At 73.1% G+C, this 26027-nt stretch carries 20 protein-coding genes; 1 reads left to right on the top strand and 19 read right to left on the bottom strand.

Going from position 1 to position 26027, the window contains the following annotated elements:
• Window positions 1-516 precede the first annotated feature (516 nt).
• From ACGFNF_RS28560 to ACGFNF_RS28505, 12 genes are all read right to left on the bottom strand, one after another.
• Window positions 517-1092 (bottom strand): sigma-70 family RNA polymerase sigma factor, encoded by a 576-nt coding sequence (locus tag ACGFNF_RS28560; RefSeq protein WP_357579761.1) that lies wholly within the window; start codon window positions 1090-1092, stop codon window positions 517-519.
• Between the two features lie 263 nt (window positions 1093-1355).
• Window positions 1356-2135 (bottom strand): ABC transporter ATP-binding protein, encoded by a 780-nt coding sequence (locus ACGFNF_RS28555; protein WP_357579762.1) that lies wholly within the window; start codon window positions 2133-2135, stop codon window positions 1356-1358.
• Complete coding sequence (locus ACGFNF_RS28550) at window positions 2132-3232, bottom strand: iron ABC transporter permease (protein ID WP_357579763.1); 1101 nt, start codon at window positions 3230-3232, stop codon at window positions 2132-2134. Before ACGFNF_RS28550 ends, ACGFNF_RS28555 begins: the two co-directional genes overlap by 4 nt.
• 5 nt (window positions 3233-3237) lie before the next feature.
• Window positions 3238-4266 (bottom strand): ABC transporter substrate-binding protein, encoded by a 1029-nt coding sequence (locus ACGFNF_RS28545; RefSeq protein WP_357579764.1) that lies wholly within the window; start codon window positions 4264-4266, stop codon window positions 3238-3240.
• A complete protein-coding gene (locus ACGFNF_RS28540; RefSeq protein ID WP_357579765.1) occupies window positions 4263-5744 on the bottom strand; it encodes an MFS transporter in 1482 nt (493 codons plus the stop codon). The genes ACGFNF_RS28545 and ACGFNF_RS28540 overlap by 4 nt, the downstream gene beginning before the upstream one ends.
• Window positions 5741-9571: an amino acid adenylation domain-containing protein gene (locus ACGFNF_RS28535; RefSeq protein ID WP_393171901.1), complete on the bottom strand. Its 3831-nt coding sequence runs from the start codon at window positions 9569-9571 to the stop codon at window positions 5741-5743. Before ACGFNF_RS28535 ends, ACGFNF_RS28540 begins: the two co-directional genes overlap by 4 nt.
• Complete coding sequence (locus ACGFNF_RS28530; RefSeq protein ID WP_393171899.1) at window positions 9564-9800, bottom strand: phosphopantetheine-binding protein; 237 nt, start codon at window positions 9798-9800, stop codon at window positions 9564-9566. Before ACGFNF_RS28530 ends, ACGFNF_RS28535 begins: the two co-directional genes overlap by 8 nt.
• A gap of 93 nt (window positions 9801-9893) precedes the next feature.
• Complete coding sequence (locus ACGFNF_RS28525) at window positions 9894-10766, bottom strand: TauD/TfdA dioxygenase family protein (RefSeq protein ID WP_393171897.1); 873 nt, start codon at window positions 10764-10766, stop codon at window positions 9894-9896.
• Between the two features lie 105 nt (window positions 10767-10871).
• Entirely contained in the window at window positions 10872-11717 is an 846-nt protein-coding gene (locus ACGFNF_RS28520) for an alpha/beta fold hydrolase (protein WP_357579768.1), read from the bottom strand.
• Window positions 11718-11763: 46 nt separating this feature from the next.
• Window positions 11764-14313 (bottom strand): heavy metal translocating P-type ATPase, encoded by a 2550-nt coding sequence (locus tag ACGFNF_RS28515; RefSeq protein WP_393171895.1) that lies wholly within the window; start codon window positions 14311-14313, stop codon window positions 11764-11766.
• Window positions 14300-15313 carry a hypothetical protein gene (locus tag ACGFNF_RS28510; protein WP_357579770.1) on the bottom strand — a complete coding sequence of 338 codons (1014 nt, stop codon included), beginning with the start codon at window positions 15311-15313 and terminating at the stop codon, window positions 14300-14302. The genes ACGFNF_RS28515 and ACGFNF_RS28510 overlap by 14 nt, the downstream gene beginning before the upstream one ends.
• Before the next feature lie 76 nt (window positions 15314-15389).
• Entirely contained in the window at window positions 15390-16412 is a 1023-nt protein-coding gene (locus ACGFNF_RS28505; RefSeq protein ID WP_357579771.1) for a ketoacyl-ACP synthase III, read from the bottom strand.
• A 615-nt stretch (window positions 16413-17027) separates the two neighbouring features.
• On the opposite strand from ACGFNF_RS28505, the gene ACGFNF_RS28500 reads away from it, so the two are divergent.
• Window positions 17028-18218 carry a sensor histidine kinase gene (locus ACGFNF_RS28500; RefSeq protein WP_393171892.1) on the top strand — a complete coding sequence of 397 codons (1191 nt, stop codon included), beginning with the start codon at window positions 17028-17030 and terminating at the stop codon, window positions 18216-18218.
• A gap of 81 nt (window positions 18219-18299) precedes the next feature.
• On the opposite strand, the gene idi is transcribed toward ACGFNF_RS28500, so the two are convergent.
• Genes idi through ACGFNF_RS28465 form a run of 7 tightly spaced genes read right to left on the bottom strand, consistent with a single transcriptional unit; the run spans window position 18300 to window position 25529 of the window.
• The gene (gene idi / locus ACGFNF_RS28495) at window positions 18300-18884 is read right to left on the bottom strand and encodes an isopentenyl-diphosphate Delta-isomerase (RefSeq protein ID WP_357579773.1); all 585 of its coding nucleotides are present in this window, start codon (window positions 18882-18884) and stop codon (window positions 18300-18302) included.
• 21 nt (window positions 18885-18905) lie between these two features.
• Window positions 18906-19871: a UbiA family prenyltransferase gene (locus ACGFNF_RS28490; protein WP_357579774.1), complete on the bottom strand. Its 966-nt coding sequence runs from the start codon at window positions 19869-19871 to the stop codon at window positions 18906-18908.
• Between the two features lie 58 nt (window positions 19872-19929).
• Window positions 19930-20736 carry a TauD/TfdA dioxygenase family protein gene (locus tag ACGFNF_RS28485; protein ID WP_393171890.1) on the bottom strand — a complete coding sequence of 269 codons (807 nt, stop codon included), beginning with the start codon at window positions 20734-20736 and terminating at the stop codon, window positions 19930-19932.
• A complete protein-coding gene (locus ACGFNF_RS28480) occupies window positions 20733-21719 on the bottom strand; it encodes an L-tyrosine/L-tryptophan isonitrile synthase family protein (protein WP_393171888.1) in 987 nt (328 codons plus the stop codon). Before ACGFNF_RS28480 ends, ACGFNF_RS28485 begins: the two co-directional genes overlap by 4 nt.
• On the bottom strand, window positions 21716-24463 hold the full coding sequence (locus ACGFNF_RS28475; RefSeq protein WP_393171886.1) for an AAA family ATPase: 2748 nt from the start codon (window positions 24461-24463) through the stop codon (window positions 21716-21718). The genes ACGFNF_RS28480 and ACGFNF_RS28475 overlap by 4 nt, the downstream gene beginning before the upstream one ends.
• Before the next feature lie 45 nt (window positions 24464-24508).
• Window positions 24509-25300, bottom strand: coding sequence for a thioesterase II family protein (locus ACGFNF_RS28470; protein ID WP_393171884.1), 792 nt, complete (start codon window positions 25298-25300; stop codon window positions 24509-24511).
• A gap of 55 nt (window positions 25301-25355) precedes the next feature.
• A complete protein-coding gene (locus ACGFNF_RS28465) occupies window positions 25356-25529 on the bottom strand; it encodes a hypothetical protein (protein ID WP_165947956.1) in 174 nt (57 codons plus the stop codon).
• Window positions 25530-26027 lie beyond the last annotated feature (498 nt).

The raw sequence follows: 26027 nt of genomic DNA, 5'->3' as shown, positions 1-26027 counted from the left end.
GCCCCTCGCGATGATGAGCGCCCTGGTGTGACGGAGAGGTTCACGGCAGCAGCGCTCTCGTTTGCTCTAGCGCAGCCGGCGTACGCCCAGAGGCCAACTGGCCCCGTACCCGGTGTGGCCGGCCCCCCGCCAGCCGCGATGCCCGGTAGCGGGCGTCGATCCAACAACCACGACACACTCCCCAGTGATCGACCCGAGGGCGGGAGTGCCTCGTCGACCCGCGCAAGAACCCGGTGCGGCCGATCGGACGCCGACAGGCGTCGCACCCCACAGAGTTGTTACGCAACGCAAACGTTTTTGACGGATTCCCGGCCCCGAATTGCGATGTGCCCTTACGGACACCTTCCCCCTTGAGGGTCGACCTTTCCACAAAAAAATGACGGCCGTCAAGCCGTCCACCCCTGGCCGCCGCAGCGCGAAAGGGTCCTAATCGATGCTAGGGAACATTTGCCACCGTCACGTCATATCCTCTAGTAGGGACATTTGACGCGGGGGCCGCCGCGCGGTGGCGAGGGCCTACCGGGGCAGCGCCGGACGCCGCCGCGGGGCCGGTGCCAGGAGCGACACGAGGTCGCGGCGGGCCCGCGCGACGCGGGAGCGGATCGTGCCGACGGGACAGCCGCACAACTCGGCCGCCTCCGCGTAGCCGAGGCCGACGACCTGGGTGAGCACGAACGCGTCGCGGCGGGCCGCGGGCAGCGTGCGTACCGCGAGGTTGAGCGCGACCGTGTCGTCCGGGCCGGGCAGGTGGTGGGCCGCGGAACGCTCCGCGGTGGCCTGCCAGTCCTGGTTGGACACGATCCGGGGCCGGCTCGCGGCGGCGCGGAAGTGGTCGGCGGCCACGTGCCGCGCGATGGCCAGCAGCCAGGACCGTGCGTGGTGGCGCCCGGTGAACAGGTGCGCGCTGCCCAGCGCGCGGACGAACGTCTCCTGCGTCAGGTCCTCGGCGTCGGCGTGCCCCACCAGGTAGACCAGGAATCGCCAGACGTCACGCTGCGTGCTGCGCACGAGAGGATCCGCCGCGGAACGGTCGCCGCGCCCGACGGCCAGGGCCAGAGCCGTGACCGCGCTTTCTTCCAGTGGCTCCGACATGAATTCACGGTAACCATGCGGGATGCCGAGAAGAACGGATTCCAGTGGCAGTCCAGCCGGCCTCATCGCCGGGAACCAGAATTCGATGGAACCGTTCGGCCAGCGTGCCGGGCGTCCCGGGGACCGCGCGGCGCACGGGCGCGGGGAAGGCGGCGTCGGGCACGCGCCCGACGAGGGCCGCCCGCCCGGGGCGCGCCGCCCGCCCGACGGGGCGCCGCCCGGCCGGGTCCGGCCGGGCGGTGGGCATGTCCGCCGCACCCGGCTCAGCCCGTCTTGGCCAGCGGCCGGGCACCGTACGTGACGCGGACGACCCCGTCGTCGTGACGTTCCGTCTCGGCGGTGACCCCGAAGACCTCGGACAGCACCTGGGGCGTGAGCGCCTCCAGCACCGGCCCCGACGCGACCACCTCACCGCGGTCCAGCACGACGAGGCGGTCGCAGCTGCGCACCGCGAGGTCCAGGTCGTGCAGCACCGCCAGCGTGGTGACGGCCAGCGTGTGCACCAGTTCCAACAGCTCGAACCGGGCCCGGATGTCCAGGTGGTTGGTCGGCTCGTCGAGCACCAGGAGCTGCGGCTGCTGGGCCAGCGCCCGGGCGAGCAGCACCCGCTGCCGCTCGCCGCCGGACAGCGAGCCGTAGATCCGGTCCGCGTGCCCCAGCATGCCGGTGCGCTCCAGTGCGTCGGCGACGATGTCGTTGTCGTCGGCCGTCTCGCGGTCGAACACCCCCTTGTGCGGGGTCCGGCCCAACGCGGCGACCTCCCGCACGGTCAGGCCCGGCGGGGTGGGGCTGTTCTGCAACACGGCGGCGGTCCGCCGCGCGGCCGCCCGCGCCGACAGCGACCAGACGTCCTCGTCGCCGAGCAGCACCTGCCCGCCGGCGGGCCGGACCGACCGGTAGATGGTCCGCAGGAGCGTGGACTTGCCGCTGCCGTTGGGGCCGATCAGGCCGACGACCTCGCCGGGCGCGACCTCCATGCTGACGTCGCGGAGGATCGGCGTACCACCGATGGAGACGCACACCTGCTGCACCTGAAGCTTCATGAGTGGGACAGGCTCCTATCCCGGCGCATCAGCCAGATGAAGAACGGTGCGCCGAAGAGGGCGGTCAGGATGTTGAGGGGCAACTCGTTCGGCGGGTCGACCGTCCGGCACAGCAGGTCGACGATCACGAGGTAGACCGCGCCGACGAGGGCCGCGAGGGGCAGCACCCGGCGGTGGTCCACGCCGAACGCGAGCCGCACCAGGTGGGGCACCATCAGCCCGACGAAGCCGATGCCGCCGGCCACGGCGATGAGCACGCCCGCGAGCAGCGACGTCAGGACGATCGACACGATCCGCAGCCGCTTGACGTCGATCCCGAGGGCGGTCGCCGACTCGTCGCCGGTGACGAGCGCGTTGAACTGCCGGGCGTACATGGTCAGCAGCACGGTCACCGCGAGGACGACCACGCCCGCGACCTGGAGTTGCTCCCAGCGGGCGCCCGCGACGCTGCCGAGCAGCCAGAACATGATCTGGCGCATGTTGTTGGGCGTCGTCTGCAACTGGAGCAGGCTCGTGATCGAGGTGAACACGTAGCTGATCGCGACGCCCGCGAGCACGAGCCGGACCGGGTTGAGCCGGCCGTGCTGCTGCCCGAGGGTGAAGACCAGCGCCACCGCCAGCATCGCGCCGACGAACGCCGCGCCCGACACCCCGAGTCCGCCGGCCGCGCCGGCGCCCAGCGCCATCACGGTGACGGCGCCGACCGAGCCGCCCGCCGACACCCCGAGGATGAAGGGGTCGGCGAGCGGGTTGGCCACGAGGGCCTGCAACACGACGCCCGCGACCGCGAGCCCGGCGCCGCACAGCGCGGCCAGCAGCACCCGCGGGATCCGGAAGGTCCAGACGATCTGGTCGTGGGCCGGGTCCACGGCGGGGGTCGCCCCGGTCAGGTGCGCCCAGACGATCCGGCCGGTGTCGCCGATGGAGACCGGCACCGAGCCGACGGCCGCCGCGACGAGGATCAGGACGACCAGCAGTACGCCGAGCACGAGCAGGCACAGCGGCAGGGGCGCGCCGTGCAGGGGGGCCGGCCGGGTGGCGGGGCGCTTCGGCGCGGCCGACACCCGGTCGTTCGTGGAACGCGACAAGGTGGTCATGGCGCTCAGAACGCCTCGGGGTGCGCGGCCTGCGCGATCTTGGCGACCGCGAGGTGGTTGCTGGGGCCGAGGTAGATCGAGTCGGACAACACGACGTAGCGGTTGTTCTTCGCCGCGTCCCACTGCGGGAACTGGGCGAGCAGCTTCTTCGCGTCCGCGTCCGGATCCTTCGACATGTAGTTCACGACGAGCAGGACGTCCACGTCGGCCTTGGCGACCTGCTCGCGGGAGAGGTTGGCGAACATCTGGTCGGTGGCGCCCTCGAAGGCGTTCACCGCACCGGACTTGGCCATGATGTCGTTCCAGATCCCGTTGCCGCCGACCGAGCTGAACTCACCGCCCATCGCCATGCCGGGGATGATCAGCATGACCTTCTGCTTCGGCAGGCTCGCGGTCTTCGTCCCGACCTCGGCGATGCGCGCCTTCGAGTCGGCGATGATCTTCTCGGCGCGCTCGGACACCCCGAAGATGGCCCCGAGGTCGCGCAGCAGCGCGTAGCTGTCCTCGACGGTCGGCGTGCCGGAGACCGTGCCGACCTCGCCGCACGAGCTCTTCGGGGCGTACGTGTTGGCCCCGACGGCCGCGAGGTCGTCGCGGGTGGCGAAGCCCGCCTCGGCGCGGAAGCCGCCGTCGTACGTGGAGATCACGAAGTCGGGCGTCAGCCCGATCATGGCCTCGCGCGGGATGTCCGACATGTCGTTGAGCTTGATGTTGCCCGTCGGCAGCTTCTTGATCGCGTCGACCCGGCCGTCGACCTCGGAGGCGCCGTAGGACTGCGCGTTGGCGACGATCCGGTCGGCGACGCCGAGCTCCAGCAGCGCGGAGACCTCCGCGACCGACCCGCCGTTCATCACGACCACGCGGCTCGGCGCCTGCTGGTAGGTGTACTTCTTGCCGCAGTTGGTGATCGTCACCGGGTAGCCCGCCTTCGGCGGGTCGTCCGACTGGCCGGCCTCGCTCTTGGCCGTCGAGCAGGCCGTCGTGAGAAGCAGGGCGGCGATGGCCGCCGCGAGGGGGAGTCGCTTGAGTTTCATCCGGTCCTCCGAGCAGTTGACGTGGCGACGGGCGACGGCGCCGCCGCCTCTTCCGGTTCCGCTGCCGCGGCCGCGGGCTTGGGCAGGTGGTGCAGACGGACACTGACCAGGCCGGCGCAGATCGCGGAGGCCGCGAGCAGGAGCGCGGTGACCGCGAAGGCCGTCGCGTGGTCGGCGAAGGGCACGTCGGGGTCGCCGGGCGTCGCGCCGAGCACGGTGCGGTAGCAGACCCCCGCGACCGCGACCCCGAGCGCCAGGCCGAACTGCGTCACGGTGGTCGCCATGCCGGACGCCGCGCCCGCCTCGGCGGGCCTGACCCGGCCGAGGATCCCGGCCACCAGGGGTGAGACGACCAGGCCCTGCCCGAAGCCGGCCAGCGTGACCACCGCGACGAGCATGGGCGCCTGCGCGGACTCGGGCGCCTGGACGACGGCCGCGCTGGCCAGCAGGACGGCGGCGAGCAGGCCGCAGCCCACGGCCGGGGTCGGCGCCGAGACCAGGCGTGCCACCCGGCGGCTCGCCGCGGAGCCCAGCGAGAAGCCGATCCCGAGCGGTACGAACATCAGCGCCGCCGTGAGCGGCGTGAAGCGCAGCCCCGTCTGCAGGTAGTAGGTGAACACGAGGAAGAGCCCCGAGTTCGTGGCGAACAGCGCCAGCACCGTCAGCAGGGACAGCCGCATCCCGGGGGCGGTGACGACCCGCGGCGGGAACAGCGGCTCGCCGCCCTCGCGGTGCAGGCGCCGCTGCTGGCGCACCAGCACGACGGCCAGGACGAGGGCGAGCGGCACGCCGAGCCACAGCCACGGCGAGCCGTCCGTCCCGAAGACCAGGGGCACGAGCAGGGCGGGGGCCGCCACGATGGTGAGCGCCGCGCCCGCGAGGTCGAGGCGGTGCGGCGCCTTCGGCACGGTACGCGGAAGGATCCCGCCCAGCGCCAGGATCGCGATCCCGACGGGCACGTTGATGAGCAGCGCCGGCCGCCAGCCGAGGCCGAAGAGGTCGGCCTCGACGATGAGACCGCCGCCCGCGATGCCGCTGATCACGCCCAGGCCGATGACCACGCCGTAGACGCTGATGGCCCTCGCCAGCCGGTCCGGGTCCTGCATCGTGGCCCGGATGATCGCGAGCACCTGGGGTGCCATGAACGCCGCCGTGGCGCCCTGCAGGAAGCGGGCCACGATGAGCAGGTCGGCGTCCGGCGCGATGCCGCACAGCAACGAGGTCACCGTGAAGCCGGCGACGCCCCAGAGGAACACCGTGCGGTGGCCCATCCGGTCGCCGAGCCGCGCGCCGGTGACCATCAGGGCCCCGAAGGCGATCACGTACGCGGCGCCGACGAACTGGATCTGGTCGAAGCCCGCGTCGAGGTCGCGCTGGATGGACGGGCTGGCCACGTTGACGACGAAGCCGTCCACCTGGGTCATGAACGTCGCGGCGAGAACCGCGCCGAGTCCGAGCCACTCACGCCGTTCGCTCATGTTGCCCTCCGAAGGTCGCCGACAGGTGCGAGTACGGCGCCGACCCGCGCCAGGGGACCGGCGGCGAGCATGCCGTCGTGGGTGCAGTCCAGCCGGTGCACGTCGATGCGCCCGTCGACGTGTGGCTCCCAGCTCCGCGGGCCGGGCCAGTCCGGTGTCTTGCCGTCGGTCGCCTCGATGACCAGCACGTCGCCGCCGAGGCGCCGGGGCGTCCAGCCGGCGGCGAGCCGCGAGTTGCGCGCGAAGGCGTCGTACGCGAGGCGACGCTGCGTCTCGTCGAGGCCGCCGAGCACGGCCTGGCCGAGCACTGCGGCGGCCGCGGCGTGCTCGGCGGGCGGCGGCAGGTCCCGCCAGGCGGCCGGCACCGGATACGAGTCGAGCAGCGCGAGCAGGGCCACCGCCTCGCCGGCCTCCGCGAGCTGCGTGGCCATCTCGTGGGCCACCAGGCCGCCGAACGAGGCGCCGAGCAGGTGGTAGGGCCCGGCGGGCTGGATCTCACGGATGCGGCGCACGTGGTCGGCGGCCAGGTCGGCGACGCTCGCGCACCCGGCGGCGGTGACCGACTGGAGTCCGTACACCGGGCGGTCGGGCAGGCTCGCCAGCAGCGCGGCGTACGACCACGCCAGCCCGGTCGCCGGCGCGACGCAGAACAGCGGCGGCCCGCTCCCCCGCGTCCGCAGCGGGAGCAGCACCTCCGTCGAGCCGCCGCCGGTGTCCGTGGCGAGCGCCGGCGCGAGCTTCGCGACGGTCGGCGCCTCGAACACCGTCCGGATGCTGATCTCCACGCCGAACTCGGCGCGTACCCGGCCCATCAGCCGGGCGACGAGCAGGGAGTGCCCGCCGAGCGAGAAGAAGTCGTCGTCGATGCCGACCTCCGGCAGGCCGAGCAGGTCGGCGAAGAGACCGCACAGCACCGCCTCGCGGTGGTCGCGGGGCGCGCGGCCGCCGACCGTCGCGGCCAGGTCCGGCGCGGGCAGCGCCGCGCGGTCGAGCTTGCCGTTCGTGGTACGCGGGATCGCCTCCAGCGCGACGAACGCGGGCGGCACCATGTAGTCGGGCAGCCGCTCCGCCACGAACTGCCGCAGCGCGGCGGGCTCCGGCGCGGCGTCGCCCACCGGCACGACGTAGCCGACGAGCCGCACCTGACCGGGCGCGTCCTCGCGGGGCACCACCGCCGCCTGGGCGACCGCGGGGTGGGCCAGCAGGACCGCCTCGATCTCCCCCGGCTCGATGCGGAAGCCCCGGATCTTGACCTGGTCGTCCGCGCGGCCGAGGAACTCCAGGGTGCCGTCGCGCCGCCAGCGGGCGAGGTCGCCGGTGCGGTACATCCGGCTGCCCGGGGGCCCGAAGGGATCCGTCACGAACCGCTCCGCGGTCTGCTCCGGACGGTCGTGGTAGCCGCGGGCGACCGGCGCCCCGGCGAAGTACAGCTCGCCCACCGTGCCGGGCGGCACGAGCCCGCGCGCCGGGTCCAGCACGTACGCCCTGGTGTTGGTCAGCGGCCTGCCCACGATCGGCTCGGCGCTCTCGGAGAGCCGGCACCAGAGGGTGTCGACGGTGCACTCGGTGGGGCCGTACAGGTTGTAGACGGTCGTGCCGGCGTCGCGCAGGGCCGTCCAGAGCGCCGGGCCGGTGGCCTCGCCGCCGAGCGCGAGCACGGCGGGCCGGTGCCGGCCGGCGTCGAGGAAGCCGTTCGCCACCAGCTCCTCGGCGTACGTGGGGGTGATGTCCATGAAGTCGATCTGGTGCCGGTCGACGTAGTCGAGCATCGCGGCGGGGTCCCGGCGCCGGTCGTCGTCGACGAAGTGCAGCTCGTGGCCGTCGAGCAGCCACAGCAGGCCCTCCCACGACGTGTCGAACGACAGCGACGCGGACAGCGCGGCCCGGCACACCCGGCCGGCGGCCGCCGGCCGGATCATCGTGTCGCGGTGGTGGTGGAAGAGGTTGACCAGACCACGGTGCTCGACGACGACGCCCTTCGGCACGCCGGTGGAGCCGGACGTGTAGATGAGGCAGGCCGCGTGCTCCGGCGCGAGGCCGGTGTCCGGTACGGGCGCGTCGGGCGCCCCGGCCAGCTCCGCGACGGTCGCGGGGGCGTCCACGAGCAGGACCGGTACCTCCGACTGCCGGTGCCCGGCCCACAGCGCCTCGGTGGCGAGCAGCACGACCGGTGCGCTGTCGGCGAGCATCGCCGCGACCCGCCGGGCGGGCAGGTCCGGGTCGACGGGCACGTACGCGGCGCCGGCCTTGAGCACGGCGAGCAGCGCCACGATCGCCTCGGAGGTGCGGGGCAGCAGGAGCCCCACGTGCCGGTCGGGGCCGGCCCCCCGGGCGACGAGCAGGTGGGCGAGGCGGTCGGCGCGGCGGTCGAGTTCGGCGAAGGTCAGCGTGGCGTCGCCGGCCACCAGCGCCGTACGGTCCGGCGTCGCGGCGGCCTGTGCCGCGAACAGCGCGGGTACGGTCACCGCCGGCAGGGGCCGGGCCGTGTCGTTCCACTCCTCCAGGAGGAGCCGGCGCTCGCCGTCGAGGAGCAGGTCGACGTCGGCGACCGGAGTGTCGGCGGCGTCGGTCACGCGGCGCAGGAAGGCCAGGAACCGGGTCAGGTGACCGGTGAGCTCCTCGTCGTCGTAGCAGTTCGGGTTGGCGTCGAGGACGATCCGCAGTCCGCTGCCGTCCGCCCGGTCGTACACGTGGACCACCAAGTCCTCGACGAGCCCGGCGCTGACGTTGTGCACGACGCCCCGGTGCCCGGCGAAGCGCAGGCCGTAGTCGAACGGCATGATGTTGACCGACGGGCCGAACAGCTTGCGCTCGCTGGCGACCATCCGCAGGTCCCGGCGCAGTTGCTCGTAGCGGTAGCGCAGGTGCGGGCGCCCGGCCCGCAGCTCCGCCGCGACCTGCGCGGTGAGGCCCGCCAGCGTGGCGGTGGGCTCGACGCGGACCCACAGCGGCACGACGTTGGTGACCATGCACGGCACCCGCAGCGACACCGAGCCGAGCCGCGACATGACCGGCAGCGCGAGCGTCAGCTCGTCCGCGCCGGTCATCCGGTGCAGGTACGCCGCGAAGGCCGCGATGACGGCCTCGCTCCACGTCGTTCCGGTGGCCTTCGCGACCGCCTTCAACGCGTCGATGCCGGCGGCGTCGAGGTCCGCGGTGGCGCGCAGCACCGTCCGCGCCAGCTTCCCCGTGCGGCGGGCGAGCACCACCGGCGCCGGCCTGCCCTGCGCCCGGGACGTCCAGTGCTCGCGGGCGGCGGCGTACCTGTCCGAGTCGGCGTAGGCCCGGTCCTCGTCGACCACGGCGGCCAGCGACCCGAACGTCCGGGGCGGGGGTTCACGCCCCTCGACGAGGGCGGTGTAGAGCTCGGCGACCCGGCGGGCGACCAGGGACAGCCCGTACCCGTCCAGGGCGATGTGGTGCACCCGCTGGTACCACAGGAGGTGGTCCGGGCCGAGCCGGACGAACGCCTGCCGGAACAGCGGGTCCTTGCGCAGGTCGACGGGGGTGTCGAGGTCCGCGCGCATCCAGGCCGTCGCGGCGGCGAGCGGGTCCGCCTCGGCGCTGGTGTCGATGGTGTGCAGCGGCCACGACCCGTCGTCGCGGGGGCGTTGCCACGGGCGCCCGTCGGCGTCCTCCTCGAACACCACGTTCAGTGCCTCGGCCTCGCCGACGGCCCCGCGCACGGCCGCCTCCAGCAGCCGCGCGTCGACCGGGCCGCGGATCTCCACGTACTCGGCGGTGTTGAAGGCGGGGCTGTCCGGGTCGAACTGCTGACCGGTCCAGATGCCCTCCTGGGCGGCGCCCAGCGGCAGCGGCTCAGCCATCGCCGCCCACCAGCAGCTTCACCCAGTGCTCCACCGTCGGCCGCTCGGCCAGATCGACGAAGCTGACCTCGGCGCCGGCGTCGCGCCACCGCTCGATGAGCGTCATCAGCCGCACCGAGTCCAGGCCGCAGTCGAACAGATCCTCCGCGTCGAAACTCTCGTCCGGGCGACGGTGGAGCATCTCGGCGACGTCCGCCCTGATCGTCGCCGCCGTCAACTGACCTGCCACGTCATGCCTCTCGACCTCGTGCGATGTGGACACCGGTGGGATCCGACGGTCGACGCCGTCGGATCCCACCGCGGATCGAACGTCCGTGCGGGACTAGGCGGCGTCCACGTCGTCGTAGACGGTGACGCGGTAGGACACGGCCGGCTCCGGCGTCGCGGTGTGCAGCGCCCGGTGGACCAGGCTCTGGTTGTCCCAGAGGAGCATGTCGCCCTTCTCGAACGTCTGGAGGTGGATGTTCTCGTGCTCGTAGGTGCGGTCGAGCTGGCCGGTGGCCGTGAGCAGCTCGGCCAGCAGTTCCGGCCGGTCGTTGCCGTCCGCGTCCTGCACCGACAGGGTGAAGCCCTCGCTCAGGTAGAGCAGGGTCTCGTCCGTGTGCGGGTGCGGGAACGCGAGCGGGCTCGTCACCGGCGGGGTCTTCGCGTTGACCTCGTCGATGATCTCCGAGATCGGCCGGTAGACGTCGGTCGGCCGGATCTTGAAGTACCGCAGCACGCTGTGCGTCGCCGTCTTGTCCTTGACGGCCAGCTTCAGCTCCTCGGAGAGCTGCTCGTAGGCGGTCGCCAGGTTGATGAAGTAGGTGCCCCGGTTCTTCGACGGCACGACCTGCGGGTAGATCATGGTGATGTCGAACGGACGCGGCATGAACTGGTAGTCCGAGTGCCAGAACTTGCCGGTCTTCGGCACCCCGATCTGGCGGCCGTCCTCCTCCTTGACGTTGGAGGAGACGAACACCTCCTTCACCTCGGGGTGGTGGTAGACCGGCTCGTAGTACTCTGCGACCCGGCCCAGCCGCTGGCCGAGCGCCAGGAACTGCTGCGGCGACAGGTCCTGGTTCTTCAGCACGACGATCTTGTTCGAGTAGATGGCCTTCTTCAGCTCGACGATGTCCTCCGGCGAGGCGGTTTCCGCGTCGAAACCCTCCACGATCACGCCGAACTTCTTTCCAGCCTGCGGGGTGATTTTCATTCGCACTCCTCTGAGCGGTGGTCCCGGGCTCCGCGTACCTCAGTAGTCGCGTCCGGTCGGTCAACAGTTCCCGCCCCGACAGATGTGCGGGGCCGAATTGCCTGCTCAATTACCGCGCTGTGGGTTCACATTTCCGCGAACTCCTCTGCGAGTCTCGGCCTGCCTCTCCCACAGCACCTGGGCGTGACAGGCGTGGATGACGGCAGCGGCGCTGTGCGGGTCGTCGCGTACGACGAAGTGACCGCTGCCGGGAATGACGTAGTGCTGCGCCCTCGGGAGCACCCGCCGGGCCCGCAGCGCGTCGCGCAACGGGACCACGCGGTCCTGGTCGGCCCAGACGAGGTTCACCGGCGTCGTGTCGGTGGCGTCGGCGCGGAACGAGTAGAGCCCCGCGTACCGGCTCAGGGCGGACAGGTCGCTGGTGATCATCGAGTTCACGTCGGCGGCGGCCACGTCCGGCCGGAGGGCGGCGGGCCGGGCCGACACGCTGCCCATGACCATCCTGCGGACCACCCCCCGGTTGAGCAGCCGCCCCCGCGTCCTCGGCCCCACCGCGGCGGTCATCCGCAGGATCGCGTGGGTCCGCACCACGCACATCGAGGCGTGGCAGACCGCCCGGAACCCGATGCTGCACAGGGCGGTCACCGCCGCGACGGGCACCCGACGCGCCAGTTCGAGCGCGATCACCCCGCCGAGCGAGTGCCCGACCACGTGCGGCCTGCGCAGCCCCAGCGCGGCGATCCGCTCCGCGACGTACTCGGCGAGCCTCGGCACGACGTCCCGGTCGTACGCGAGCCCCGGCACGCTGCCATGACCGGGCAGGTCGATCGCGAGGGTCCGGGCGAAGCCCGGGATGCGTTCGACGACGGCGTCCCAGCTCGCCCGGCCGAGACCGGCCGCGTGCAGCAGCAGGAGCTGAGGATCCTCCGCGAGCCGGCTCGGCTCGGCCATGGTGCGGCTCCGTTTCTTTCCGTACGGGACGTGCGCGCTCGACGCGTCAGGAGGCGGTGACCATCGGGGCGCGCGACGCCTCCGTCGTGTCGGCCCGGTCCGGGAGTTCGTTGCCGGCGAGCGCCTTGAACCGCCGCAGCCGCAGGCTGTTCGACACCACGAACACCGAACTGCCGGCCATGATCAGACCCGCCAGCATCGGATTGAGCAGCCCGCTCGCCGCGAGCGGGATGGCCGCGACGTTGTACGCGAAGGCCCAGAACAGGTTGCCCTTGATCGTGCCGAGGGTGCGCCGCGACAGCCGGATGGCGTCCGCGACCACCCGCAGGTCGCCCCGGACCACCGTCAGGTCGCCGGACTCGATCGCCACGTCGCTGCCGGTGCCCATCGCGATGCCCAGGTCGGCCTGCGCGAGGGCGGCGGCGTCGTTGACGCCGTCGCCGACCATCGCGACGACCTTGCCGTCGGCCTGGAGCCGCTTGACCAGATCGACCTTCCCGGCGGGGAGGACCTCGGCGACCACGTCGTCGATCCCCACCTCCGCCGCGATCGCCGCCGCCACCGCGGAGTTGTCGCCCGTCAGCAGGATCGGGTGCAGCCCGAGCCGCTTGAACTGCGCCACCGCCGCCGCGCTTGTGGACTTCACCCGGTCGGACACGACGAGCATCCCCCGCAGGGCGCCGTCCCAGCCGACCATGACCGACGTACGGCCCGCCGCGTCGGCCGTCGCCCTGGCGGCGACCAGCTCCGGGGGCAGGTCGGTCGCCCACGCGCCCAGCAGCGACGCCCGGCCGACGACGACCTCGTGCCCGTCGACGGTGCCGCGCACGCCGACGCCGGCCTCGCTGGCGAAGTCCGTGACCGGGGGCAGTTCGCCGCACCGGTCCCTGGCTCCCGCGACGACGGCCCGGGCGATGGGGTGCTCCGACGCGCTCTCCAGTGCGCCGGCGAGCCGCAGCAGCTGGACGTCGTCCTCCCCGTCGACGGGCACGACCTCCACGACGGACATCTCGCCGGTGGTCACCGTGCCGGTCTTGTCGAGCACGACGGTGTCGACGGTCCGCGTGGACTCCAACACCTGCGGTCCCTTGATGAGGATGCCGAGCTGGGCGCCCCGGCCGGTGCCGACCAGCAGCGCGGTCGGCGTCGCCAGTCCCAGCGCGCACGGGCAGGCGATGATCAGTACGGCCACGGCAGCGGTGAACGCGGCCGCCGCCGGCTGGCCGGAGCCGAGCCAGTAGCCCAGCGTGGCGAGCGACAGCGCGATCACCCCGGGCACGAACACCGCCGACACCTGGTCCGCGAGCCGCTGGACGGCGGCCTTGCCGGTCTGCGCGTCCTCCACGAGCCTGGCCATCTGCGCGAGCTGCGTCTCGCCGCCCACCTTCGTGGCGCGGACGACGAGCCGCCCGCCGGCGTTCACCGTCGCGCCGACGACCTCGTCACCCGGTCCCACCTCGACCGGCACGGACTCGCCGGTGAGCATGCTCGCGTCGACCGCCGAGGAGCCCTCCTCCACGACGCCGTCGGTCGCCACCTTCTCGCCGGGCCGCACGAGGAACCGGTCGCCGACGGCGAGCGCCGAGATCGGCACGATCGCCTCGGCGCCGTCGCGCAGCACCGTCACGTCCTTGGCGCCCAGCGACAGCAGCGCGCGCAGCGCGGCGCCGGAGCGGCGCTTCGCGCGGGCCTCGAAGTACCGGCCGCAGAGGATGAACAGGGTCACGCCCGCGGCGACCTCCAGGTACATGTTGCCCTCGCCGGGCGTCCGCTCCAGGGTGATCCGGAACGGGTGCCGCATGCCGGGCACGCCGGCGGTGCCGAGGAACAGCGTGTACAGCGACCACACGAACGCGGCGAGCGTGCCCACCGAGACCAGCGTGTCCATCGAGGCGGCGGCGTGCCGGAGGTTGGCGAAGGCGGCCCGGTGGAACGGCCACGCCCCCCACACCACGACCGGCGCGCTCAACGTGAGGCAGGCCCACTGCCAGTACTCGAACTGGAGCTGGGAGAACATCGACATCGCGATGACCGGCACCGCCAGCACGGCGACGACCCAGAGGCGGTGGCGGGCCGCCCGCAGCTCACGGTCGTGCTCGGCCTCCTCCGCGGCCGCCGGATCCGGGACGTCCGCCGCCGGTGCCGCGGGCGGCAGCGCCGGCCGGGCCGTGAAGCCGATCTCCTCGACGGCGGCGATCACCGTCTCCCGCGAGACCTGGGGCGCGACCAGAACCTTCGCCTTCTCGGTGGCGTAGTTGACGGTCGCCTCCACCCCGTCGATGTCGTTGAGGCGCTTCTCGATACGCGCCGCACAGGCCGCGCACGTCATGCCACCGATCAACAGTTCCAGGTGGTTCTCCGCCCTGGCCACGCGCGGCTGCACCGGCCGGGCCGTGAAGCCGATCTCCTCGACGGCGGCGATCACCCGCGCCTGCGTGAGCCCGGGCGGGAGGAGCACCTTCGCCTTCTCGGTGGCGTAGTTGACGGTCGCCTCCACCCCGTCGATGTCGTTTAGGCGCTTCTCGATGCGCGCGGCGCAGGCCGCGCACGTCATGCCACCGATCAGCAGTTCCAGGTGGTTCTCAGCCGTGGCCATGCTCGGTGCCCCCCTCCGTGCCGCCGCCGGTCGTGTCGGCCGGGACAGCGGCTCCGCCGTTGCGCACGGCCTCCTCGTTGCGGGCCTTGGCCGCCGCGAAGGCCTCCTCGCTCAGGCCGTGCGGCGGCGGGTTGGGGCCCTTCACGCGCAGGGTGAACGACGCCGTGCGCACGACGCCCTGGTGCTGGAAGTCCAGGAACAGCCGGTAGTCGCCGAAGCTCGGCGCGGTGGCGTGGAACAGGACGTCCGGACCGGGCGCGGTCTGCCCGTCGCCCGGCGTGCCGTCGGGGTGGACGTGCAGGTACGCCATGTCGCCGTCGCGCAGCGCGACCAGGTGCCCGAAGGCGCCGAGGTACGGTTCCAGGTCGGTGACCGGCTTGCCGTCCTTCGCGACGCTGAGCGTCAGCTTGCCGCTCTTGCCGGGCGTCAGCTCGCCGCCGAGGGTCACCGTGTAGCCGTCGACCGTCGAGGTGGTCGACGGCGCGGGCAGCGCCTCCGGCCGGTAGTCGCCCGACACCGACACGTCCGCCCCGAGCGTCTCGCCGTGGATGCCCCACAGCGGCATGTAGTCGGCGAAGACGCGGTACTCGCCCGCCGCCGCGAAGGTCAGCGGCACCCGCCACACGCCGTCCGAGCCGAGGTTCGGGTGGACGTGCTGGAAGTTCGACAGGTCGCGCCGCGCCACGATCAGGTGCATCAGCTTCTCGTGCTGCGGCTTGTACTTCACCAGCGGCGTGCCGTCGTGCTGCAGGATCTGGAAGGCGAAGGTCTGCTTCGTGCCCGCCCGGACGTTGTCCGTGATCACCTTCAGGTTCATGCTCTCGTGGTTGATGGTCAGGCCGTACGAGGACTCCTCGGCCACGGCGGCCGGCTTGGCGGCGGGTGCGGCCGCGGGTGCGGCGGTCGGCGGCGGCCCGACCACGCGGCCGACGGTGTAGGCGCTACCCAGCACCAACACCAGGGCGAGCGCGAACGCGCCGAGCTTCGTCAAGGTCTTCATGAATAACCGTCCTGTTTCGACAGGGTTGGCGTGGAAGCGGGCAGGGTTTCAGGGGTGCGGTGGTCGGCCGGTGGGCTCACCGGTCCCCACCGGGGTCCGGGCCGGATGTCCGGCCCCACCGCAGCAGGCACGCCCCGAGCGACATCCCACCGCCGAACGCCAGCAGGAGGACGAGGTCGCCGTCGCGGAGCAGCCCGGCCCGGTTGGCGTGGTCGAGGGTGAGCGGCACCGAGGCGCTGCCGACGTTCGCGTACTCCTCCACCGTGCGGTGCGTGTGCGCGGCGGTCAGCCCGCACGCGCGTACCAGCTCGTCGAGGAGCAGGCCGTTGGGCTGGTGCGGCACCACGTGCGCGACGTCCGCCGCGCCGACGCCCGCCCTGGCCAGCAGCTTGTCCACGAACGGCGGGACGTCCTGGAGGACGAGCTCGGTGACGCCGCGGCCGTGCATGCGGAAGAAGTGGCCGCCGTCCGCCACCGTCGTCGCGGACGCCGGCAGCCTGCTGCCGCCCGCCGCCACCCCGATCAGGCCGCTGGCGTCGCCCCGGCTGGCCAGCTCGTACTCGACGACACCGCGCCCCGGTGCCGTCGTCCCCACGACGGCCGCGCCGGCGCCGTCGCCGAACAGCACGGCCGTGCGCCGGTCGTCGAAGTCGAGGATGCGCGAGTACACGTCGGCGCCGACCACGAGCGCGTGGGTGCCGGGCCGGTCCGCCACCAGCGACTGCGCCAGCACCAGGGCGTGCACGAATCCCGCGCACACCGCGTTGACGTCGAAGCACGCGGCCCCGTACGCGCCGAGACGGTCCTGCACCAGGCAGGCCGTCGGCGGCTGCGGGTGGTCCGGGGTCGACGTCGACACGATGAGGTAGTCGACGCGGTCGGCGCCGATGCCCGCGTCCCGCAGGGCGCGGGACGCGGCCCGCACGGCCAGGTCCGACGTGGCCTCCTCCGCCGCCGCGAACCGGCGCGAACGAATGGCGGTCTTGCGTACGATCCATTCCGGGCTGGCGCCCGGTACGCGACGCGCGATTTCCTCGTTCGGCAATGCTCGCGTGGGCACCCAGGATCCGGTGCCCAGAATTCCGACGGATGAGGACACAGCAGCCTCCAGAGAGGAGAGGCATTTCGTGTCTGCAAATTAGCCGAGTCGAACCATCGGCCGCAATCACGTTCGCCATCTGTCGACACGACTCGAAGCGCAAATTACCGAGCGATGGCGGTAACAATTTCAGGGCGATGGAACGCGCAATTTCCGGGCCGCCCGGGAACCCGCAGACGACACACCGGCGCACGGTTCACCCGTGCAGTTCTCCCGGGTCGTACGTGACACGCGGGGATGGGATCCGGCGCGTCCCCGCCGCCATGCTGACGGCACGACCGAGCGCGTGGCGACGCCCGCGGCTCGGCCGGCGACCCGCGGGGCGGACCGGCGCCCGCCGGCGCCCACGCGACCAGGACCGGACGGAGGCCCTCCGATGACAGCGCAGCTCCTCGAGACCACCCACCGCACGGGCGAGCCCGGCGGGTGGCGGCCCCGGGACGCGACGGCGGGGACGGATCCACGTCGGCACGAACCGACCGTAACCGATACCATGCATTCCGTGGTGACCGTGATCCGGCAGGCGACGACACCGAGCGCGCCGCTGCCCGGGTCGGCGCGTCCGGGCGTGCCGGGGCCCGGCACGCGCCACGTCCGCCGGGAGCCGTGGCGTTGATGGTCACCGGGAGCCGGCCCACCGGCCTGACGGGGACCCCCGCCGCGCCGGCTGACGCCCTGTCCACCCCGGGCATGCGGCGGGCGAGGCTGTGCATCCTGGCGGGCGCCGCGAGCGGCGTGGCCGCCTGCGTACTGCTCGCCGCCCTGGAGCTGCGTCGCGAGCCCGACCCGCGCGGGATCGTGCTCGGCGCGGCGGGGTCGCTGCTCCTGGTCCTGGCGCTGGCCGCGGCGCTGTACCGGTCGGTCATGCCGTGGCGGGCGACGACGACCGGCCGGTGGCTGGTCACCGGCTGCGCCACGGCCGCCGTGCTGTCCGTCCCGCTCGTCGGGCCGGTCGGCGACACCCCGGGGCGGGCCTGGGCGTTCGTGGGGGCCGCGCTCGTCGGGGCCGCGCCGCTGCTGCTGCCGGTCCGGTGCGCGGTGACCCTGATGGCCGGGACGGTGCTGGTGGCCGCGGCGACGGCCTGGTGGCTCGGCGGTCCCGTGCGCGACGCGGTGACCGTCACGGCGATGCTCGGGCTGACGGTGGCGACGTGGAACGTGCTGCACCTGTGGTTCTGGACGTTCCGGGCGCAGGCCCGGGAGGGGCACGACGCCCTGGCCCGGCTGGCGACGGCCGAGGAACGGCTGCGGTGCGCCCGGGACGTCTACGCCCTGCTCGCGAACGAGCTGTCGGCGCTCGTCCTCAAGGCGGAGCTGGCGTCGCGGCTGGCAATGGTCGACGGGGAGCGGACCAGGAAGGAGACCGCCGAGATGCGGGCGCTCGCGGCGGCCGCGTCGGCCCGGATGCGCGAGGCCGTGCACGGCTACCGCAGCGTCGGCCTGCGCGAGCAGGCGGAGACGGTGGCACGGGTGCTGCGCAACGCCGGTGTGCGGTGCTCCGTGACGCAGCCGGAGCGCGACCTGCCGCCCGCGCTCACCGGGCCGCTGGTGTCCGTGCTGCGCGAGGCCGGCGCCCACGTGCTGCGGCACGGCGAGGCGCGGTGGTGCACGATCGAGATCACCGGCGAGGCGTCCGGGGCGCGGCTGACGGTGGTCAACGACGGGGCCGGCGACGGGGCGCCGGACCTCGACGGCAGCGGGCTGCCGGAGCTGGCCGACCGGCTGCGGGACGCGGGCGGCACGCTGCGCACCTGGCGGGGGAACGGCACGTTCACCGTGCAGGCCAGCGTCCGGGCCGGGTCTTGACCGGGCCCGACAGCAGCACCCGCCGCAACGGACGACGGACCGCGCCCACCTCGCCGGTGGGCACGGTCCACCGCGCGCCGATCAGCCGGTGGCCGTCAGCGTCCCGCCGGGCAGGAGGCACTCGTCGGCCGTGGGCCACCGCGTCGGGTCGTCGCCGAGGGTGACGAGTTCGGCGACCTGGAGGCGACACCACGGCGACACGGAGATGTCGCCGGTGCCGACCGCGTACACGAAGTCCGCCCAGGCGACCCACTCGAAGTCGCCGATGGCGGCCGGGTCGGGGGTCGGGCGGTCGTCGGTCACCACCCGGAACACCGGAGACACGGCGTTCTCCGCCACCCCGTTGTCCATCGTGGCGCGGTACCGGAAGGCGGGCAGGACCAGCTCCGGCGCGGGCGCGGCCAGGCCGAGCTCGGCGCGTACGGTGCGGGTCACCGCCGCGGGGACCGGTTCTCCCGGCACGGGGTGCCCGTAGCACGAGTTCGTCCAGATCCCCGGCCAGGTGCGCGTGCGGTCGCTGCGCATGGTGAGCAGCAGCTTCGCGTCGCTGGTGAAGACGTAACAGGAGAACGCCAGGTGCAACGGCGTACGCAGGTGGTGCACCGTCGCGCCCTCGGTGACGCCCACCGGCCGTCCCTCCTCGTCGAGCAGCACGACCTGCGCCATGGTGTCCCTCCCCACCGGGGCTCAGCTCGCCTGTGCGAAGGCGGCGGCGATCACGGTTCCCCAGCCGGTGCTCGCCACCTGCAACGGCACCAGCTTCGCCCGGGGCCGCAGGAACGCCAGCGCGTCCGTGAGGGGCTTGCCGCGCACGCCGCGCCAGGTGCCCGACACGTGCACCAGCGCGAACGCGATGGCGGCGATCATCGGCACGGCACCCCAGGTGAAGCCGCCGATGGCGAGCACCGACACGCACACCGTGGAGCCGCCGACCGCGATCAGCCCGCTCGCGACGGCCATCGCGCGGGTCAGCCCCAGCGCGCGTACGCACGTGCGGATGTTGAACGCCGCGTCCTCCGGCCAGTCCTCGGCCGTGTTGACCATGACGATGCCGACCTGGTTCAGCCCGAAGCCGATGATCACGGCCAGCAGCGGCCACGACAGCTCACCGGGCACCGACCGGACGACGACGAGCATCGGCAGCCAGATCAGCACGGCGGCGAGGCCGGGGATCTGCCCCACGCCGGAGCTCTTCAGGTGGACCGGCGGGATGGAGTACTGGGCGCCGATCCAGAGGGTGAACGCGACCAGGGGCAGGATGTCCCAGTGCCCGGTGCGGAAGGTGAAGTAGGTCGCGAGGGCCAGCACACCCGCGCCGGTGGCGGCGATCTGCCACCGCACGTTGCGCAGTCCCAGCCCGTACACCGCCTGGGACAGCCACGTCTTGTACACGGCGTCGACGTCGCGGTCGGCGTACGCGTTGGTCATGTCGATGAAGTGCATGATGGACAGCGCCATCACGATCACCAGCGCGAAGTGGACCGAGGCCAGGGTGCTCAGGTCGTCGACCGACAGCAGCGACGGGATCGCGTAGATGGCCAGCATCACGGGCAGGAACTCGACCCGGCGGATGCGGATGGAGTGGTAGATCGGGCGCCGCGCGGTGGCCGGCGCCGGTGTGGACGCGCCCGCGCGCGCCTCTTCGACGGTCATGGTGTCTTCCTTCGGGGTTGAGGACCTTCGGTGGCACCGCGAGCGCCCCTGACGGGGGTCAGAGGATCTGGATCCGCTGGAGGTGCCGGGAGGAGTTGCCGCGGAAGGCGTTGCGACCGTGCAGCAGCGCCTGGTTGTCGACGACCACGATGTCGCCGTCGACCCACTCGTGGTGGTAGCAGACGTCCGGGTGGTGCAGCCGGTCGCGCAGGTCGGCCATGAACGGCTCGGCCTCCTCCGCCGACCTGCCGCCGATGGTCACCCACACCGGGTTGCGGTAGCGCTCCGGGTCGAGCGGCTCGCCGTACCGCATGATCGTCTCGCCGGTCTCCGAGTGCGTGGTGAGCAGCGGCGACACGGTCTCGCCGCCGTAGTAGCCGAGCTTCTCCGTGCGGTAGCTGACCTCCGTCGCCGCCCACTCGCGCACCAGCTCCGGCGAGGCGCGCCGGATCACGTCGGTGCTGTCGGAGAACACCGTCTCGCCGCCGCCGCCGGGCACCGGCGCCTCGAGGCACTGGAAGAGGAAGAACCGCGGCGCGGCCCGCGCGAACGCGCCGTCCCAGTGGAACGGCACGTCCGTACGGCTGAACAGGTAGTTCTTCGGGTCCTCCTGGACCACCAGGTCCAGGACGGCGCCGAAGTCCCAGGTCAGCACCTCGCCCCAGCTCTCGCAGTAGGCGATGAGGTCCTCGGTGTCGAGCAGGGGGAAGCCGCGCAGCACGACCACCTTGGACTCGATCGTCCAGCGCTCCAGCGTCGCGGGCGCGATGTCCCGCAGGTCGGCGCCGTCGTGCTCCGCCGTCACCAGCGTGCCGAACGGCGCCAGCGGCGTCCGCTGCACCCGCAGCTCGTCTGCCGTGGTCATGAGGCGATCTCCTCCTGCCGGAAGTGGGGGTTGACGTAGTGGCTCGGCCGGCCGTTGCGCCAGACCAGCGAGGCCCGGTCCCGCTCGGCCTGGCTGCGCTTGACCAGCGTCAGGTTGACGCCGTCGTCGAGGACGACGCCGTGCCACGGCGTCAGCCAGCTGTCCCTGGTCCGGATCAGGTGCAGCCCGATCTTCTCGGCGTGCCGGGGCTGCGGGTGGATCGACAGCCGCAGCGAGTCGGGGAACTTCGTGCCGACCAGGTCTCCCCAGGCGCGGCTACGCCGGATCATCTGGTACGCGAACTCCTTGCAGTGCTCGCGCAGCTTGGTCCGGCTCAGCTCGGGGTGCAGCGGGCCCTGGTCCTCGAGCATGAACCGGTGCATGCCGTTGAACAGCGACCGGGCGCCCAGGTCGGTCAGCACCTCGGCGCGGATGTCCGCGAGCGGCGTGGCGTACCCGGCGAGCAGCCGCCCGCGCATCTCGTCGTAGGACATCGCCCCGAACGCGTCGTCGAGCGAGTACATCGAGACCGAGGACGCGCCGGTCTGGTCGATGATGCGTTGCAGTTCCGTGCGGTACGCGGTCACGTCCTCGTCGGGGATGCCGAGCAGGTCGGAGAAGACGTGGCCGTCGGAGCAGATGAGGATCCGCGCGCCGGCCGGGTGGTAGTGGCTGACCTGCTCGCAGAAGGACTGGAGGAACTCCACGGAGATCCGCTCACCGAGGTCGGGCAGCGACCCGACCACCTTCTCCGGGTTGCGGGACTTCGCGGGGAACGCCGGCAGCACGAAGTGCAGCGGCTCGCCGCTGCGTACGTACCGGCCCACCCGTTCCTCGTGGGTCGCGAAGCAGTCGTCGCACGGCTGTGCCCCGCACGGGTCGTCGGCGTGCTCGAGACGGCGGAAGCGGAAGACCAGTTCGAGTATCTGCCGGGCGAGCGTGCGCTCCCGGCTACCGACCTGTTCGTCCTCGGCAACGGTCATGTCGTGTCCGATCGCATCGTGGTTTCCTTGTCGCCCGAGGGCGGGCCGACCGGGGCGACGCGCCGGCGACGCGCGCCGCGCGCGCCCTTCGGCGGGTCGATGTGCACCAGCTCCGTACGCGTGCTGATCTTCAACTTCCGGTAGGCCCGCGTCAGGTGCTGCTCGACGGTGCTGACGGTGATGAACAGCCGGTCGCCGATCTCGCGGTTGGTGTGCCCGCGGGCGGCCAGGTTCACGACTCGACGCTCGGCGTCGGTAAGCGTGGCGAGCCCGTCCTTCGCGCCGGCCACCCCGGCTTCGAGGGTGTCGTCGGACGGCTTGAGCTTGCGCCGCAGCAGCTCGGCGTGGCAGCCCTCGGCGAGCTGGAGGGCGTGTGCGCCCATCATCTTGGCGCGCCCGAACTCGCCGAGGGCGTGCCCGGTCTGGCTCAGGTCCGCGAAGACGTGCGCGAGTTCGTGCCGGTCCCCGCTGGCGTGCAGCAGGTCCATCGCCTCGCGCAGCATCACCTGCCGTTGCTTGGGCGCGTACGCCGCCGCCAACGCCCGCAGCCCCATGCCCTTGGCGCGCGGGGCGTCGCCACCCGGCAGCGCCAGGTGTTCGGTGACCAGCTTCCGGGCCTGGTCGGGCCGGCCCATCCGGACGTACAGCCGGGCGAGGTCGACCCGCCACGGCAGCGCGGACGGATCGTCGGCGCCCCAGCCGACGGCGAGCTGGCCGGCGGTCTGGAAGTCCGCGAGCGCGGCGTGCCGCCGGTCCACGGCGTCGTAGTAGACGCCCCGGGCCCGCAGGTACTGCGGCCAGAACAGGCTCTGGCGCATCGCGGCCGGCGTCGGCTCCCGCAGGGCCGCCTCGGCCTCGGCGAGCTGCCCGGTCATCGTGCAGGCCAGGACCAGGTGCGCGAGCGGCGAGCCGACGGCGACGCCCCACGCGGCGGGCGGCATCGTGGCCAGCGCGTCGCGCGCGTGCCGCTCGGCGGCGGCGAGGTCGCCGCGGCACAGCGCGACGGCGGCCCGTACGTCGGTCAGGACGGCCCGCCAGCTCGTGATCCCGTGCGACTCGGCCTCCCCCGCCAGCTTCTCGCACCAGTCGGCGGCACGGTCGAGCTGGTCGGCGCCGATCAGCACCCGCAGCGCGTGCCACACCGACACCAGGAGGGAGTCACCGGGGCGGGCGCGTTGCAGCACCTCCTCGGCGCGGTCGACCGCCGCGCCCGGCCCGGGGTCGCCCGGACCGTCGCCGCCGTGCGGGCGGCAGTGCCGCAGCCACTCGCGGGTGGCGAGGTGGTCGGCGCCGAGGTCGGGGTCCGGGTGCGTGGTGAGGTCGCCGACCCCGTCGAGCGCCTCCACCGCCTCGTCGTGCCTGCCCTGCCAGGCGAGCGACCGGGCGAGCAGCAGCGTGTCGGCCTCGTCGAGGAGGCCGGCGCGAGCCGCCGCCGCCAGCGACGACAGGTGCCGCGGAACCGCCTCGGGGTCGCTGCGCCAGTGCACCCGGACGAGGGCCGCCTCCACGGCGGCCCGCTCGCGGTCGTCCTCGGTGGATCGCAGCGCCAGTTCCAGGCAGTCCACGGCGTGCCGTGCGGCGCCGCCGGCGACGGCCTCCCCGGCCGCCGCGACCAGCACCGGCACGGCCCAGGGTCCGGCCGGTCCGTCGACGCCCACGAGGTGCGCGGCCACCTCGGCGGCGGACGCGCCGTCCTCGTGGAGCAGGAGCGCGGCCCGCGACCGCAGTGCCGACTGCGTCTGCGGCGGGCAGTCGTCGAGCACCGCCGCGCGTACCGCCGGGTGGTGGTAGGAGTGCCCCTCGGTGAGGCCCGCCTCGGCGAGCGCGCCGAGCACCTGCCGGGTCGTCGCCGCGCAGAGGCCCGCCAGCCCGGTGACGAGCCCGGCGGACGCGGACGGGCCGACGACCGCGAGGGCGCGGGCGACGTCGAGCAGCCGGGGGTCGCTGCGGTGCAGGCAGGCGAGCGCGGCCTGGACGAACGTCGCGCCCACCGTGGGCGCGACGTCCCCGTCGGCGCCGGCGAGGGCGTCGTCGAGCAGCGCGTGTACGAGCATCGGGTTGCCGCCGCTGACCGCGTGCGCCGACGCGGCGAGCCGCCGGGCGGCCTCCGGCCGGATCCGCTCGGCGAGCAGTCGCCCGACGCCGTCGGGCGACAGCGGGAGCAGCCGCAGGTGACGGCAGTGCGGCTGCCGCGTGAGCTCCGCGCGGAAGGCGGCCGCCTCGGGCCGCGCGCCCACGCATCCGCTCAGCACGAGCAGCACCCGCGCGAAACGGATGCGCCGTTGCAGGTACAGCAGCGCCTGCAACGACAGGGAGTCCGCGAACTGGACGTCGTCGACGACCACCACCAGGGGCCGGTCGGCGGCCACGTCGAGGAGGACCTGGCAGACGTCCTCCAGCAGTTGCGCGTCACCGTGCCGCAGGGTGGGGTCGTCCGGGTTCCCCGCCGGCCCCGTGTCGCGCCGCAGCAGCGGCAGGTGGCCGGTCGAGGTGGTCTGGGCCCGGAGGCTGTGGAACAGCTGTCCCACCACCCCCAGGGGGATCATGCTCTCCGCGACCGAACAGGCCGCGGTCAGCACCAGCGCGCCCTCGCCGACGGCCACCTCGGTCACGGCGTTCACCAGTCGGGTCTTCCCGCTGGCGACGCCGCCGTCGACCAGCGCGACCCGGCCCTGGCCCGCGGCAGCCGTCGCGTACGTCTCGACGAGGTCGGACAGCAGGTGTTCTCTCTCGATCAGTGCCATGTGGGTCACCTCCGGACACTCCTGAGGCTCGGGTCGACCGGCGACTCACCCCGGTTGTTCGGCGTGGGCGACCGTGGCGGCGCCGCGCGAGGCCGAGCTGAGCGACCGGGTGTGCGCCCTGATGCTGCGCAGCACCGCGGACATGTTGTCGTTGAGATAGAAGTGACCGCCCGGGTGGACGACGAACTCGAACCCCGCGTCGGTGTGTTCCCGCCACGCCTTCGCCTCGTCGACCGACACCCGCGGGTCGCTGTCGCCGATGTGCGCGACGATCGGGCAGTCCAGGCGTGGCCCGGGCCGGTACTCGTAGGTCTCGGCCGCGGTGTAGTCCGAGCGGATGGCCGGCAGGACCATCCGCAGCACGTCCTCGTCCTCCAGCAGCGCGCTGTCGGTGCCCGCCAGGGCGCGTACCTCGGCGATCAGGCCGGCGTCGTCCCGCAGGTGGGTCCGCTCCTCCTTGCGGAGGTGCGGAGCCCGCCTGCCGGAGACGAACAGCGCGGTCGGGCCGGCGCCCGCCCGCCGCAGCCTCAGCGCGACCTCGTAGCCGATGGTCGCGCCGAGGCTGTGGCCGAAGACGGTGAGCGGCCTGTCGACAAGCGGCAGCAGCACCGTCACCAGTCGGTCCGCGATCTCGTGGACCGAGGTGAGGCCCGGCTCCCGCAACCGGTCCTGCCGACCGGGGTACTGGACGGCGAGCACGTCGACCTCGGGGGCGAGCGTCCTGGCCACCCGGGCGAAGTAGCTCGCCGAGCCGCCGGCGTGCGGCAGGCACAGCAACCTGGTCGCCGCCTCGTCCGCCGGGTGGAACCGTCGCACCCACAGGTCGGTGTCCGTCATCTCGTTCCCCCCGCGATTCAGCTCGTGGTCGCCGGTGGCGGTCGCCCCGGTTCCGTCAGCGGGCCGCGTCCACCCGGGCCTCGCTCCAGCTGATGGTGGTCGGCCGGACCGCCGCCAGGTCGCTGGTGGTCCAGCTGTCCACGACGTCGATGCGCACGTCACCGTCCGCCGGAGCGTCGGCACCATCGAAGAAGAAGGCATTGAGAATCTCGGTCGCATTGACAGACATGGGAGTCCCCTCTCGCACAGCTTGGCCCGGTGGTGCGGAACGCCATCTAAACCTGCTGGACGGGCACCTGTTTCAACAAGGTCTGCGTTCACCGTCTGCGCGAAGGTTCGTCACAGCGCATTCGTGAATCGCTCATACCCGTCGCACGTGGCAGGCCGGGTGACTTTTGTCAATACCCGGCCCGGCCGTCCCGGGCGCCGCGCGCGCGGTGTCCAGGGTGGACCCCCGGTCCAGCAAGCCCTTGCGTGCCAAGGGTCACGGGCGGCGGGCCGGCCGGCGGAGCGGGCCGGAGGAATTGCTCCCCACCGGCCGTGGGAGCAACCTTCGGCAGCTCACCGGCACCTTTCCCCGTACGAACGTGCGCCGTTCATCGGACCCGGATGACGGACTCATGCCCCACCAGCACCCGACAATGCCTGACCAGCAACTCCACACTGCCAACCCAATGACACCCACCATGCACCCACACCTCCTGCGGGGTGCCCTAGGGGTGCCTCC

The sequence above is a fragment of the Micromonospora sp. NPDC048868 genome (assembly GCF_043198195.1).
GTDB classification, from domain to species: domain Bacteria; phylum Actinomycetota; class Actinomycetes; order Mycobacteriales; family Micromonosporaceae; genus Micromonospora; species Micromonospora reichwaldensis.
Note: the sequence above shows the minus strand (reverse complement) of the source record. Positions and strands in the feature narration are given on the sequence as shown.